This window comes from Streptomyces sp. NBC_01525 (assembly GCF_045040405.1).
Classification (GTDB): domain Bacteria; phylum Actinomycetota; class Actinomycetes; order Streptomycetales; family Streptomycetaceae; genus Streptomyces; species Streptomyces benahoarensis.
Map to the genome: position 1 here is coordinate 900,857 of NZ_CP109397.1, position 13,299 is coordinate 914,155.

Consider the following 13,299-nt stretch of genomic DNA (forward strand, 5'->3'; position numbering starts at 1 on the left):
GGTGCGGAGGGACGGGCGCGGGCGCCCGGTGAGGGTGGGGCGGCGTCAGCCGAGGGCGCCGTAGAGCCCGGGGCGCCGGTCGGCGAGGTAGGGGTTGCCGTCCCGGGACGCCCGCAGGAAGGCGGGGTCCACCTCGGCGGTGACCAGCTGTTCACCGCGTCCGGCGCGGGCACGGACGATGCCGTCGGGCCCGGCCAGAGCGCTCAGACCGACGAACTCGAACGCGCCCTCGGGGCCGGTGCGGTTGACGTACGCGACATACAGCTGGCTCTCGAAGGCGCGCACCGGGATGACGGATTCGGCGACGAACTGGAAGGGGTGCATCTGGGCGGTGGGCACCAGCAGCAGATCGGTACCGGCCAGCGCGTGTCCCCGGACGTTTTCCGGGAACTCCACGTCGTAGCAGATCAGCAGGCCGATCCGGAGGCCGTCCAGCTCCGCCTGGACGACCGGTTCGGTGCCCGGCGTGAAGTGCGCACGCTCGAAGTCGCCGAAGAGGTGGGTCTTGCGGTAGGTGGCGAGCCGGGTGCCGTCGGGGCCGGTGAGCTGCACGGAGTTGTAGACCTCGGGGCCCTCGGGGGCGCGCTCCGGGTAGCCGTGCGCGAGGGCGATGCGGTGTTCCGCGGCGATCTCGCAGACCCGGCGGGCGGCGGGCCCGTCGGCGGTCTCGGCGAGGCGGCGGACGTCGTCGCCGATGGCGTAGCCGGTGAGGAACAGCTCGGAGGTGACCAGCAGTCCGGCGCCGGAGGCGGCCGCGTCACGGGCGGCCGCATCGAGGAGCGCCAGGTTGTGCGCCGGGTCGCCGGGCCTGCCCGAACTCTGGAACAGGGCGGTGCGCAGCGACGACATGGGACCCCTCGGCGGACGGTTCGTGGTGGGACGCAATGACCGTACGGGCCCGCGCTGACCTGCGACAAGGCGCCTCCGTTGCGTCCCGGCGAGCGATTTGTTGCGCGTATCGGGGGCGTGGCGGCGATTCGTTGCGGGGACGGTTTCAGGGGGTTCGCGGGGCCCGGCGGGGACTGCGGGGAGGGGCGCGCGGAGGGATGGCGGGCGCCGGGCCTTCCGCGACGGGCGCCGCCGGGGACCCGGGCCGCTTGAGGGGCGCCGGGCCACGCGGAAGGACGTCACGTGCCGGGCCCGGCGGCCGGGCCGAAGTGGCGCTCCCCGGGCGGCGTACCCCGGATCCGCGCGGCGCGCCGGGCGGCACCCCCAGGCCGGTGCGCGCCGGGCCGCCTGCTCAGCCCGGTGACCCCGAACTGAAGCGTCGCAGCAGCGGCGAGAGGACGAGGACGGACTTGGTGCGTTCCACGAACGGTTCGCCCGCGATGCGTTCCAGAACCCGTTCGAAGTGGCGCATATCGGCGGCGAAGACCTGGACGAGGGCGTCCGCCTCACCGGTGACGGTGGAGGCGGACGCCACTTCCGGGTAGCGCGACAGGCCGCGGTGGATCGCCTCGGGCGAGGTGTTGCGGCTGCAGTACAGCTCGATGTAGCCCTCGGTCTCCCAGCCCAGCGCCGCCGGGTCGACGCGCACCGTGAAGCCGGTGATGGCCCCCTCGGCGCGCAGCCGGTCCACCCGGCGTTTGACGGCCGGGGCGGAGAGCCCGACCTGCTGGCCGATGTCGGCGTAGCTGCGCCGGGCGTCCTCGGCGAGGGCGTGGACGATGCGTTCGTCGAGGTCGTTCAGTCGCACTGCGGGTGGATCACTTCTCTGACGGGGCCAGCCGGGAGCGGCGCATGCCGTACCCGAAGTAGACCACAAGGCCGACGGCCATCCAGATTCCGAAAACCGCCCAGGTCACCGGGGACAGGCTGCCCATCATGTAGACGCACAGGACGAAGCCGATCGCCGGGAAGAGCGGCGAGAGGGGGGTGCGGAACGAGCGGTGCATATCGGGGCGGGTCCGGCGCAGCACGATCACCGCGATGTTGACGAGGGCGAAGGCGAAGAGCGTACCGATGCTGGTGGCGTCCGCGAGCTGGCCGAGCGGCACGGCGGCGGCGAGCACCCCGCAGAACAGCGCGACGATGACGGTGTTGGCGCGCGGCGCGCCGGACTTCGGGTGCACCTTGGAGAACACCCGGGGCATCAGCCCGTCGCGGGACATCGCGAAGAGGATGCGGGTCTGGCCGTAGAGCACGGTCAGCACGACGCTGGCGATGGCGACGACGGCGCCAGCGGCCAGCAGCACGGCCCAGATGTCCTGGCCGGTGACCTCCTTGAGGATCCCGGCGAGCGCCGCCTCCGACCCCTTGAACCGCTGCCAGGGCAGTGCGCCCACCGCGACGGCGGCGACCAGGCAGTACAGCGTGGTGACGATGAGCAGCGACAGCATGATCGCGCGCGGCAGGTCGCGCTGCGGGTTGCGGGCCTCCTCACCTGCGGTGGAGGCGGCATCGAAGCCGATGTAGGAGAAGAAGAGGGTGGCTCCGGCGGCGCTGACTCCCGCCATGCCCATCGGCATGAAGTTCTGGTAGTTGCCGGACTTCACGCCCTGGAGCGCGACCCCGCAGAAGAGCAGCAGCGCGACGATCTTGACGGAGACCATGATCGTGTTGGCGCGGGCGCTCTCCTTGGCGCCGCCCAGCAGGAAGACCATGGCGAGCATCACGACGAGCAGCGCCGGGAGGTTGAAGATGCCGCCGCTGCCGGGCGGCTGGGAGAGCGCGGCGGGGATGGTGACGCCGATCGTCCCGGACAGCAGCTCGTTGAGGTACTGCCCCCAGCCCACCGCGACCGCCGCGACGGAGACGCCGTACTCCAGGATCAGACACCAGCCGCAGACCCAGGCGACCAGCTCGCCGAGGGTGGCGTAGGCGTACGAGTAGGACGAGCCGGAGACCGGGATGGTCCCGGCCAGCTCCGCGTAGGAGAGCGCCGAGAAGAGAGCGGTGATGCCCGCGATGACGAAGGAGAGGATCACGGCCGGTCCGGCGTCGGGCACCGCCTCGCCGAGGACGACGAAGATGCCGGTGCCGAGGGTGGCACCGATGCTGATCATCGTCAGCTGCCACATGCCCATCGAGCGGCGCAGGGAGCCGCCCTCGCCCCGGCCGCCCTCGGCGATGAGCCGTTCGACGGGCTTGCGCCGCATCAACCGGGTGCCGAGGCCCCCCGCGAACGGGGGCCGGGGGCCGCTGCCCCCGGGGGGCGGGGCTGCGCCGTGCTCCAACACTGGGGTGGCTCCTTCATCGCTGCCGGTCGGGGAACGGGGGACGGTGACCGGCGGCGGTCGGTGTGCGGGCAGGCGGAACGCACCCGCAGCAGGAGACCGCCGAGCAGGCGGTCCCCGCCACTCCACGTACAGCGCTTGACCTTACGGCCCGGCCCTGACCTGCCGTAATGCAGGTTCCTTGCGCAACCACGGCGGAACGTTGCGCGCCGTGGCGGGCCCCGGTGGTTCGTTGCGCGCCCACCACCCGATCGTACGGGTGCCCCACACCGCCCCGCGCTCCGGCGGGAGCTGCGGGAACGCCGCAGGGGCCGCGCACCGAAGCGTTTCGGCGGGCGGCCCCTGCGGGTCGTACGGGATCAGCTCCAGCTGTCGTGGAGCGGCTTGCCCTCGGCGTAACCGGCGGCGCTCTGCACACCGACCACGGCCTTCTCGGCGAACTCGGCGAGCGAGGCGGCGCCCGCGTAGGTGCAGGAACTACGGACGCCCGCGATGATCGAGTCGATGAGGTCCTCGACGCCGGGGCGCGCCGGGTCGACGAACATCCGCGAGGTGGAGATGCCCTCCTCGAAGAGCGCCTTACGGGCCCGGTCGTACGCCGACTCCTCGCTGGTGCGGTTGCGCACCGCGCGGGCCGAGGCCATGCCGAAGCTCTCCTTGTACGGACGGCCGTCGGCGGTGTGCTGGAGGTCGCCGGGCGACTCCAGGGTCCCGGCGAACCACGAGCCGACCATGACGTTGGAGGCACCGGCGGCCAGCGCCATCGCCACATCGCGCGGGTGGCGCACACCGCCGTCGGCCCAGACGTGCTTGCCGTACTTCTTCGCCTCGGCGGCGCACTCCAGCACCGCGGAGAACTGCGGGCGGCCCACGCCGGTCATCATCCGGGTGGTGCACATCGCGCCCGGTCCGACGCCGACCTTGATGATGTCCGCCCCGGCCTCGACCAGATCGCGGACGCCCGCGGCGGCGACGATGTTCCCCGCCACGATCGGGACCTGGGGGTCCAGCGCCCGGACCGCCTTGACCGCGCTGATCATGGACTCCTGGTGGCCGTGCGCGGTGTCCACGACGAGGGTGTCCACCCCGGCGTCGAGCAGCGCCTTCGCCTTACCGGCCACATCGCCGTTGATGCCGACGGCGGCGGCGATCCGCAGCCGCCCCTCGTCGTCGGTGGCGGGGGTGTAGAGGGTGGCGCGGAGCGCGCCCTTGCGGGTGAGGATGCCGACCACCATGCCGTCCTCGTCGACCGCGGGCGCCAGCTTGCGGTTGGCGGCGTCCAGGCGGTTGAACGCCTCGCGCGGGTCGATGTCGGCGTCCAGGACCAGCAGATCCCTCGACATGACCTCGGCGACCTGCGTGAAGCGGTCGACCCCGGCGAGGTCGTGCTCGGTCACCACGCCGAGCGGGCGGCCGCCCTCGACGACGATGCCCGCGCCGTGTGCCCGCTTGGGCAGCAGCGCCAGCGCGTCGGCGACGGTCGCGACGGGCGACAGCACGATCGGGGTGTCCAGGACGAGGTGGCGGCGCTTTATCCAGGTGACGACGTCGGTGACGACCTCGATCGGGATGTCCTGCGGGATGACGACGAGGCCGCCGCGGCGGGCCACGGTCTCGGCCATCCGGCGGCCGGCGATGGCGGTCATGTTGGCGACCACCAGCGGGATCGTGGTGCCGCTGCCGTCCGGCGAGGCGAGGTCCACGCCCTGCCGGGAGCCGACGGCCGACCGGCCGGGCACCATGAACACATCGTCGTACGTCAGGTCGTACGGCACCGAAGAACACTCTTCGAGGGCGCCGTTCTTCGGGTTCAGGAATCGCATACCGCCAGGATACGGGCCGCCACCTGCGGTGATGCGATCATCCGACGAGTCGCCGGGCCGGGCTGTGCGAAGCGACGAACGGCGGCCCGGGTCAGTCGGCGGCGGGCCGGGCCGGGCCCCGCGCGAGGATCACGGCGAGGCCGGTGTCGGTGTCGCGCCAGTAGGCCACCGCGTCGGCGATGACGTTCTCGACGACATGCCAGTCCTCGGGCGCGGCCGCGGCGAACTGCTGCCAGCCGGTGATCACCAGCAGCCGTCCGCGGGCGGCCGGGCACCACGACAGATCGGTCAGGCAGTCGGCGAGCGCGTCCCAGTTGTGCCCGAACCAGTCGGGAAAGCTCAGCGCACGGGCGCAGCGGTCGAGGAAGGCCGCCTTGTCCCGGACGGCGGAAAGATCGAGGTCGGCGCCCTGCCAACCGGCGGCGGTGGCCGCGGCGAGCGCATCGGCCGCCGGGCGCCCGGCGGGCCAGGACAGCACGCCGGGCGGTGTGCTCCCGCCGAGGACCGCCGCCAGCGGCCGGGGCACGGGGGTGGTCATCGCAGCACCGCCCGGAAGGTCCGGTAGTGGTCGGCGGTGTAGTAGGTCTCGTGGTGGTCACCGTGGATCAGACGGCGGGCACCGCGGTCCCGGACACCCGGGGTGGGGACGGTGAACTCGTGGTAGTAGCCGCGGGCCTGCCCCGGCAGCCGCTTCTCGTAGTTGCCGAAGACGGTCCCGTCCTTGCGGTACGGGTACGGGCCTCCGGCATCGATCAGCCGCAGCGTCTCGCGCGCCTCCCGCGGCAGCTCCCGCTCCGAAACCGTCGCCATCCCGTGCGCCCAGCCGGGCGCACCGGCCGGACGGGAGGCGGAGGCGGCGGTGCGGGTGGCGGACGGGCCCGGGGAGGCGGCGGAGCCGTGGCCCGGACCGCATCCGGTGAGGACCAGCAGCAGCCCGGAGAGCAGCGCCGCGAGGGCGGTGGCGGCCGGGCGGAGAGAGAAGCGGATCTTCATGGCGCCGATGCTGTCACAGCGGGCGCCGGGCCGCCGTGCCGGTTCCGCCGCTGCGGTGCGGGGTGCGGCGGGACGGGTGGTCCGGGCGAGTGCGCGCCGGTGCGCGCCGGTCCAGGCCCGGCCCGGTGCGCAAGGCCGCCGGGCCGCGCGGCTACGGCCCGGTGCGCGGGACCCGACCGGGCCCGGCCCCCGGCACGGTGCGGGGCCCGCTACCGCGGCCCCGCGCGGCCCTCAGGCCCCGTCCGGATCCGTGCGCTCCAGCGCCGGGCGCGGGCCCGGGCCCGTCTCCAGCAGCAGGTGGTCGGCGGCGGCGGTGTCCGTGACCAGACTGGTGACCAGGCCGGAGCGGAGGACCGCGCCGATCGCGGCGGCCTTGCGGCGGCCGCCCGCGATGGCGACGACCTCGGGGATGCGGCGCAGCCGGTCCGCCTCGACGGTGATGCACCGCTCGCCCAGATCCCGGCCGATGCGGCGGCCCTCGGCGTCGAAGAGGTGCGCGGACATCTCGGCGGCGGCGCCCAGCGAGGCGTAGTGCGCGCGCTCGTCGTCGCTCAGCATGTCGTAGACGGTGGAGACGCCGGGCTCCCAGGAGCCGATGGAGACGCAGGCGACGGTGACCTTGTCGAAGTAGTCGAAGGCGCGGGCGATGCCGGTCTGGCCGCGCAGCGCGGCGGCGGTCGCCGGGTCCGGCAGCAGCATCGGCGCGTAGATCGGGTGCGCCTCGCCGCCGGAGACGTCGGCGGCCCGGCGGACGGCCTCGACGGAGCCGCGGTCGGCGGTCCCCGCGTCGTAGACCCCGGTGAGCTGGACGACGGTGCACGGCGGGAGGCGGTGCAGCGCCGCCGCCATGTGGATGGTGGAGCGGCCCCAGGCGAGGCCGAGTACATCGCCCTCGGTGACCAGCTCGCCGAGGAGGTCGGCGGCGACCTCGCCGAGGTTCTCCGGGTCGGCGGCCTCCTCGGAGGCGTCGGCCGGGGACTCGACGACGACGGCGTGCCGCAGGCCGTAGCGGGCGCGCAGCGCGTCGGAGCGTTCGGCGTCCAGCTCGGACGGCACCCGGATCTCGATCCGTACGAGATCACGTTCCAGCGCCGTCTCCAGCACCCGGGCGACCTTGAAGCGGCTGACGCCGAACTCCTCGGCGATCTGGATTTTGGACTTGCTCTCCAGATAGAAACGGCGGGCCATGGCCGCGGCCTGCACCAGCTCGGCGGGGCCCATACCGGACTGCGGGCGGCTGGCTACCACGAAAATCTCCCCTGTGCGCATCTGATCGAGTCTCTGCTCATCCTTGCAGAAACCCGGGGCGGACGGGGACCGCCACCACCCCGGGGCCGTGAACGGCCGATGGCGGCGCGGACAACCGGGGGCGGGGCGAGGGTGAAAGGAGCGGCGGCAGGCCGGAGTTCGCCCCGCCGCCCGGGATCAGTGGGCGCAGCCCCAGCCCGCCGGGGTCGCGGCCGCGGCCTGCTCCCGCAGCTCACGGACGGCCTTGGCAGGGTCGTCGGCACCGTAGACGGCCGATCCGGCGACGAAGACGTCGGCGCCGGCCTCGGCGCACCGTTCGATGGTGGACGCCGACACCCCGCCGTCCACCTGGAGCCACATCTGGAGCCCGTGCCGGGAGATCAGCTCACGGGTGCGGCGGATCTTCGGCAGCATGATGTCGAGGAACGCCTGCCCGCCGAAGCCGGGCTCCACGGTCATGATCAGCACCATGTCCAGCTCGGGCAGCAGGTCCTCGTACGGCTCGATCGGCGTGGCCGGCTTGAGGGCCATGGACGCCCGCGCGCCCTGCGCCCGGATCTCCCGCGCCAGCCGTACAGGGGCCGCCGCCGCCTCCGCGTGGAACGTCACCGAGCCCGCGCCCGCCTCGACGTACTGCGGTGCCCACCGGTCCGGGTCCTCGATCATCAGATGGAGGTCGAGCGGGGTGTCCGTCGCCTTGCTCAGCGACTCGACGACCGGCACTCCGAGCGTGAGATTGGGCACGAAGTGGTTGTCCATCACGTCGACATGGAGCCAGTCGGCGCCCTCGACGGCACGCGCCTCCTCGGCGAGCCGGGAGAAGTCCGCGGACAGGATGCTGGGGTTGATCAAGGCCATGTGACCAGTATGGCGTGCCCGTCCCGGGGCGTTCGCGGGGTGGCCCCGGGGGCCGCCCGGGAAGGGCCGCGGGCGTGGGGCGCGCCCCCGGAAGCCGAGCCCGCTTCCCGCTCTCCCCCGCGGACACCGGCCGGAGTATCGACATTGCGTCGGGTTAGCATATGAGCACCGCCTAGCTCGATCGAGAGATAAGCCTGTGACTGTCAACGACGACTCGTTCACCAACTGGAAGAACCGCGAGGAGATCGCGGAGTCGATGATCCCGATCATCGGGAAGCTGCACCGTGAGCGGGACGTGACCGTCCTGCTGCACAGCCGCTCCTTGGTGAACAAGTCGGTGGTCAGCATCCTCAAGACCCACCGCTTCGCCCGGCAGATCGCCGGTGAGGAGCTGTCGGTCACCGACACCCTGCCGTTCCTCCAGGCGCTCACCACGCTCGACCTCGGCCCCTCGCAGATCGACCTCGGCATGCTCGCCGCGACGTACAAGGCCGACGAACGCGGCCTGAGCGTCGAGGAGTTCACCGCCGAGGCCGTCGCCGGCGCCACCGGCGCCAACAAGATCGAGTGCCGCCAGGGCCGGGACGTCGTCCTGTACGGCTTCGGCCGCATCGGCCGCCTCGTCGCCCGGCTGCTCATCGAGAAGGCCGGTTCCGGCAACGGTCTGCGGCTGCGCGCCATCGTCGTGCGCGGCGGCGGCGCCGACGACCTGGTCAAGCGCGCCTCGCTGCTGCGGCGCGACTCCATCCACGGTCAGTTCCAGGGCACGATCACCGTTGACGAGGCGAACAGCACCATCGTCGCCAACGGCAACGAGATCAAGGTGATCTACGCGAACGACCCGTCCGAGATCGACTACACCGCGTACGGCATCAAGGACGCCATCCTCATCGACAACACCGGCAAGTGGCGCGACCGCGAGGGGCTGTCGAACCACCTGCGCCCCGGTGTCGACAAGGTCGTCCTGACCGCCCCGGGCAAGGGCGACGTCCCGAACATCGTCCACGGCGTCAACCACGACATGATCAAGCCGGACGAGCAGATCCTGTCCTGCGCCTCCTGCACCACCAACGCGATCGTCCCGCCGCTGAAGGCGATGGAGGACGAGTACGGCGTCGTGCGCGGCCACGTCGAGACCGTCCACTCGTTCACCAACGACCAGAACCTGCTGGACAACTACCACAAGTCGGAGCGGCGCGGCCGTTCGGCGCCGCTCAACATGGTGATCACGGAGACGGGCGCCGCCTCCGCCGTCGCCAAGGCGCTGCCCGACCTGAAGGCGAAGATCACCGGCAGCTCGATCCGGGTGCCCGTGCCGGACGTCTCCATCGCGATCCTCAACCTCCAGTTGGCCCGCGAGACCACCCGCGAGGAGGTCCTCGACCACCTCCGCGAGGTGTCGCTGACCTCCCCGCTGAAGCGTCAGATCGACTTCACCAGCGCCCCCGACGCCGTCTCCAACGACTTCATCGGCTCGCGCCACGCCTCGATCGTCGACGCCGGTGCCACCAAGGTCGAGGGTGACAACGCGATCCTCTACCTCTGGTACGACAACGAGTTCGGCTACTCCTGCCAGGTCATCCGCGTCGTGCAGTACGTCTCCGGCGTGGAGTACCCGACGTACCCGGCCCCGGCGGTCTGAGCACGCGGCACCCGCGAACGGCGAAGCGGCCGGCGGCTGCCGTGGGCGGTACCCGAACCCGTAGGGGTCCGGGTACCGCCCACGGCAGCCGCCGGCCGCGGGCGTTTTCCGGGCGGCGCCCCGCTCAGGCGGTACGCCGCAGCAGCGCCAGGTACATCGCGTCCGTGCCGTGCAGATGCGGCCACAGCTGGACGTCGGGGCCCTCGCCCAGCGCCGGGACCCCGGACATCAGCGGGCGGGCGTCGATCCACTCGGCGTCGGCGGGGACGCCGCCGCGGCCCTTGAGGACGTCGTCGACGACGGCGCGGGTCTCGGCGAGGTGCGGGGAGCAGGTCGCGTAGCCGACGACGCCGCCGATCCGGACGGCGGCCAGCGCCTGACGGAGCAGTTCCCGCTGGAGCGGCGCGAAGCCGTCCAGGTCCTCCGGGCGGCGGCGCCAGCGGGCCTCGGGGCGGCGGCGCAGCGCACCCAGACCGGTGCACGGCACGTCGACCAGCACCCGGTCGAAGGAGCCGGGCCGCCACGCGGGGCGGGTGCCGTCGGCGGCGATCACCGCGTACGGGCCCGGGTTGCCGTCCAGGGCGCGGGCCACCAGACCGGCGCGGTGCGGCTGCTTCTCGGAGGCGAGCAACGCCGCCCCGCGCTCCGCCGCCAGCGCCGCCAGCAGCGCGGCCTTGCCGCCGGGGCCCGCGCAGCCGTCCAGCCAGCGCCGGTCATCGCCCTCGACGGGCGCGTTGGCCAGGGCCAGCGCGACCAACTGACTGCCCTCGTCCTGCACCCCGGCGCGGCCCTCGCGCACCGCGTCCAGCGCCCCCGGCTCGCCGCCCTCGGCCAGCCGGACCGCGTACGGCGACCAGCGGCCGGGCAGCCCACGGTCCTCGCCCACGGCGGTCAGCAGCTCCTCGGCGGTGGACCGGCCGGGGCGGGCGACCAGCGTCACCTCGGGCCGTTCGTTGTCGGCCTCCAGCAGGTCCTCGATGCCCGCGCGGCCGCCGCCGAGCGCGTCCCACAGGGCGGAGACGATCCAGCGGGGGTGGGCGTGGACCAGACCGAGGTGTTCCTCGGCGTTCTCGTCGTAGGCGGGGGCGATCCGCTCCAGCCAGGTGTCCATGTCGTGCGCCGCGACCTTGCGCAGCACCGCGTTGACGAACTTCGCGCGGCCGTCGCCGAGCACCACCCGGGCCAGTTCGACGCTGGCGCTGACCGCCGCGTGCGTGGGGATACGGGTGCCGAGCAGCTGGTGGGCGCCGAGGGTGAGGACGTCAAGGACCGGCGGGTCGACCTCGCGCAGCGGGCGGTCCACGCACTGCGCGACGATCGCGTCGTAGGTGCCCTGGCGGCGCAGCGTGCCGTAGACCAGCTCCGTGGCGAGCGCCGCGTCCCGGCTGTCGAAGTCCGGCGTCTCGCGCGCCTTGCGCAGCAGCGGCGGCAGAACGAGGTTGGCGTAGGCGTCCCGCTCGTCGACGGCCCGCAGCGCCTCGAACGCGAGGATCCGGACCGGGTCCTTCTGCGGACGGCGGTAGGGCTTGCTGGGACGGCGACGCGGCTGCTGGCTCACGAAAGGTGCTCCGGATACGGGAAGGAAGAGGCGAGCGGAAAAGGGTGTGTGACCAGCGTACGCGCGGTGTGGGGAGCCCGGGCGGCGGCGGCCGGCGGCCGGCGGCGGGCCACCGGCCGCCGCCCCCTGGGCCGTGCTACTCCCCGATCACTTCGCCCGCCTCGATGCGGACGCCGCGCGCCCAGTCGGCGCCCTTCATCGGCTTCTTGCCCTGCGGCTGGACCCACAGCAGCTCGACGGCGTGGCTGCCGGTGCCGACGTACACGGCCTTCTTGGTGACGGCGAGTTCGCCGGGGGCGAGGTGCAGACCGGCGTCCGGGCCGGCGGACACGGTGGCCATCAGCTTCAGGCGCTCGCCCCGGAACAGCGTCCAGGCGCCGGGGGACGGCGCACAGCCGCGCACCACCCGCTCCACCCGCAGCGCGGGCGCCGACCAGTCCACCCTGGCGTCCTCGACCTCGATCTTCGGGGCGAGCGAGACGCCCTCGGCGGGCTGCGGGACCGCGTGCAGGGTGCCGTCCTGGATGCCGTCCATCGTCGCGGCGAGCAGCCCGGAACCGGCGAAGGCGAGCCGGGTCAGCAGGTCACCGGCGGTGTCCGTGGGGCGGATCTCCTCGGTGAGCACCCCGAAGACCGGGCCGGAGTCCAGACCTCGCTCGATCTGGAAGGTGGAGGCGCCGGTGACCTCGTCCCCGGCGAGCACCGCATGCTGCACGGGAGCGGCGCCCCGCCAGGCCGGGAGCAGCGAGAAGTGGAGGTTGACCCAGCCCTTGGCGGGGACGTCGAGCGCCGACTGCGGCAGCAGCGCGCCGTAGGCGACGACCGGGCAGCAGTCGGGGGCGATCTCCCGCAGCCGGGCGAGGAACTCGGCGTCGCCGGGCTTCGCGGGCTTGAGCACCTCGATGCCCGCCTCCTCGGCCCGCTCGGCGACCGGGCTCGCGACCAGCCGCCGGCCCCGGCCGGCCGGGGCGTCCGGCCGGGTCACCACGGCCACCACCTCATGCTGGTCCGAGGCGATCAGGGCATCCAGTGCAGGTACGGCGACCTCGGGGGTACCGGCGAAGACGAGCCTCATGGGTGGCGCACTACCTCTCACACGCTGCGGAACGGCGCACCAGTCTACGGCCGGGCGCCCCGTCCGCCGGGTGCGCGGGGCCCGGACCGGCGCCGGGCGTCCCCGTACCCGCGTCGCCCGGCGGCGAACCGGTGCCGCGCGCGTCCGGCCGGGGGCGTGCGGGGCACGCCCCCGGCCGGGCTGACGAGCCGTTACGCCCCCACACCGTGACCAGAGGCGCCGCTGCCGCGTTGGTCAAACAGCATTGACCATCCCCCGGGTCGCAGGTGCGGCCCACCGTCGTCATTTTCCCTTTCCACGCCGGTTCGAGAGGCTTTCACATGGCCGACCACGCAACCCACGACGCCCAGGCGCGCGCCAGCCTGCATCTCCTGGTACGCGACATCGAGCGGGTACGCCGACAGGTGGACGCGTTGCGCACCCTGACCGCCCAGCTCGGCAACGTCTACCGGCCGCGCCGCACCGGCCCCTCCGCCGGATTCGTCGTCTACGGGCGCGCGCCTGCCCCCACGGTCCGCCTCGCCCAGGAGCTGCGCGACAGCGTCGAAACGCTCGTCACGGCCGCCGTCGACTTCGACCGTTCGCTGGGCTTCTCCTGGGACGCGGTGGGCTCCGCACTCGGCGTCACCAAGCAGGCGGTGCACCGCCGTTACGGCGGCCGCCGGGCCGCCCAGCACACCGCCGAGGGCGCCGACGCCACACACCACTCCCCCGAGGCGACCACCTCCCGCGCGGTGGCCGTCGCGGCGGGCCCGTCCGGTACGCCGTCGGTGCCCGCGGCCCGCCAGATGCCGGCGCAGCCCGCCCCCGGCCCCCGCGAGGAGCCCCGGACCGGCGCGTTCCCCGCACCGCGCAACGGCTGACGCCGCGCTCTTCCGGCCGACGGGCGCCGGGTGCGGCTCCGGAGCGCCACGCGCCCGCGGGCC

The 13,299-nt window shown here is 73.5% G+C and carries 12 protein-coding genes; 2 read left to right on the forward strand and 10 right to left on the reverse strand.

Going from position 1 to position 13,299, the window contains the following annotated elements; genetic code table 11:
• Positions 1-45: 45 nt before the first annotated feature.
• The 8 genes from OG422_RS04020 to rpe all read right to left on the reverse strand — a co-directional run bounded on the left by OG422_RS04020 (position 46) and on the right by rpe (position 8,098).
• Positions 46-849 carry a carbon-nitrogen hydrolase family protein gene (locus tag OG422_RS04020; RefSeq protein ID WP_185994212.1) on the reverse strand — a complete coding sequence of 268 codons (804 nt, stop codon included), beginning with the start codon at positions 847-849 and terminating at the stop codon, positions 46-48.
• 391 nt (positions 850-1,240) lie between these two features.
• The gene (locus OG422_RS04025) at positions 1,241-1,696 is read right to left on the reverse strand and encodes an Lrp/AsnC family transcriptional regulator (RefSeq protein WP_143944836.1); all 456 of its coding nucleotides are present in this window, start codon (positions 1,694-1,696) and stop codon (positions 1,241-1,243) included.
• 10 nt (positions 1,697-1,706) lie between these two features.
• Positions 1,707-3,179 carry an amino acid permease gene (locus OG422_RS04030; RefSeq protein ID WP_405739766.1) on the reverse strand — a complete coding sequence of 491 codons (1,473 nt, stop codon included), beginning with the start codon at positions 3,177-3,179 and terminating at the stop codon, positions 1,707-1,709.
• Between the two features lie 356 nt (positions 3,180-3,535).
• Positions 3,536-4,999, reverse strand: coding sequence for a GuaB1 family IMP dehydrogenase-related protein (locus OG422_RS04035; RefSeq protein WP_405739769.1), 1,464 nt, complete (start codon positions 4,997-4,999; stop codon positions 3,536-3,538).
• A gap of 91 nt (positions 5,000-5,090) precedes the next feature.
• Positions 5,091-5,537, reverse strand: a complete 447-nt coding sequence (locus OG422_RS04040) for a barstar family protein (protein WP_405739772.1) — start codon at positions 5,535-5,537, stop codon at positions 5,091-5,093.
• Positions 5,534-5,992 (reverse strand): ribonuclease domain-containing protein, encoded by a 459-nt coding sequence (locus tag OG422_RS04045; protein WP_143942958.1) that lies wholly within the window; start codon positions 5,990-5,992, stop codon positions 5,534-5,536. Before OG422_RS04045 ends, OG422_RS04040 begins: the two co-directional genes overlap by 4 nt.
• A 231-nt stretch (positions 5,993-6,223) precedes the next feature.
• Positions 6,224-7,213 (reverse strand): sugar-binding transcriptional regulator, encoded by a 990-nt coding sequence (locus tag OG422_RS04050; protein WP_143942965.1) that lies wholly within the window; start codon positions 7,211-7,213, stop codon positions 6,224-6,226.
• Between the two features lie 204 nt (positions 7,214-7,417).
• Positions 7,418-8,098, reverse strand: a complete 681-nt coding sequence (gene rpe / locus OG422_RS04055) for a ribulose-phosphate 3-epimerase (protein ID WP_405739775.1) — start codon at positions 8,096-8,098, stop codon at positions 7,418-7,420.
• Between the two features lie 196 nt (positions 8,099-8,294).
• On the opposite strand from rpe, the gene OG422_RS04060 reads away from it, so the two are divergent.
• Entirely contained in the window at positions 8,295-9,740 is a 1,446-nt protein-coding gene (locus OG422_RS04060) for a glyceraldehyde-3-phosphate dehydrogenase (RefSeq protein ID WP_143942960.1), read from the forward strand.
• Between the two features lie 124 nt (positions 9,741-9,864).
• Here OG422_RS04060 and OG422_RS04065 read toward each other — a convergent pair whose 3' ends face one another.
• Entirely contained in the window at positions 9,865-11,298 is a 1,434-nt protein-coding gene (locus OG422_RS04065; RefSeq protein ID WP_405739780.1) for an RsmB/NOP family class I SAM-dependent RNA methyltransferase, read from the reverse strand.
• Between the two features lie 136 nt (positions 11,299-11,434).
• Positions 11,435-12,373 (reverse strand): methionyl-tRNA formyltransferase, encoded by a 939-nt coding sequence (gene fmt, locus OG422_RS04070; protein WP_143942962.1) that lies wholly within the window; start codon positions 12,371-12,373, stop codon positions 11,435-11,437.
• A 320-nt stretch (positions 12,374-12,693) separates the two neighbouring features.
• On the opposite strand from fmt, the gene OG422_RS04075 reads away from it, so the two are divergent.
• Positions 12,694-13,236 carry a hypothetical protein gene (locus tag OG422_RS04075; protein ID WP_405739783.1) on the forward strand — a complete coding sequence of 181 codons (543 nt, stop codon included), beginning with the start codon at positions 12,694-12,696 and terminating at the stop codon, positions 13,234-13,236.
• The last annotated feature ends 63 nt before the right edge of the window (positions 13,237-13,299 follow it).

Excerpts from the sequence above, each read along its gene's own strand:
- OG422_RS04020 (WP_185994212.1), bottom strand. The coding sequence starts at position 849 with ATGTCGTCGCTGCGCACCGCCCTGTTCCAGAGTTCGGGCAGGCCCGGC.
- OG422_RS04035 (WP_405739769.1), bottom strand. The coding sequence starts at position 4,999 with ATGCGATTCCTGAACCCGAAGAACGGCGCCCTCGAAGAGTGTTCTTCG.
- OG422_RS04040 (WP_405739772.1), bottom strand. The coding sequence starts at position 5,537 with ATGACCACCCCCGTGCCCCGGCCGCTGGCGGCGGTCCTCGGCGGGAGC.
- OG422_RS04045 (WP_143942958.1), bottom strand. The coding sequence starts at position 5,992 with ATGAAGATCCGCTTCTCTCTCCGCCCGGCCGCCACCGCCCTCGCGGCG.
- OG422_RS04050 (WP_143942965.1), bottom strand. The coding sequence starts at position 7,213 with ATGGGCCCCGCCGAGCTGGTGCAGGCCGCGGCCATGGCCCGCCGTTTC.
- rpe (WP_405739775.1), bottom strand. The coding sequence starts at position 8,098 with ATGGCCTTGATCAACCCCAGCATCCTGTCCGCGGACTTCTCCCGGCTC.
- fmt (WP_143942962.1), bottom strand. The coding sequence starts at position 12,373 with ATGAGGCTCGTCTTCGCCGGTACCCCCGAGGTCGCCGTACCTGCACTG.
- OG422_RS04075 (WP_405739783.1), top strand. The coding sequence starts at position 12,694 with ATGGCCGACCACGCAACCCACGACGCCCAGGCGCGCGCCAGCCTGCAT.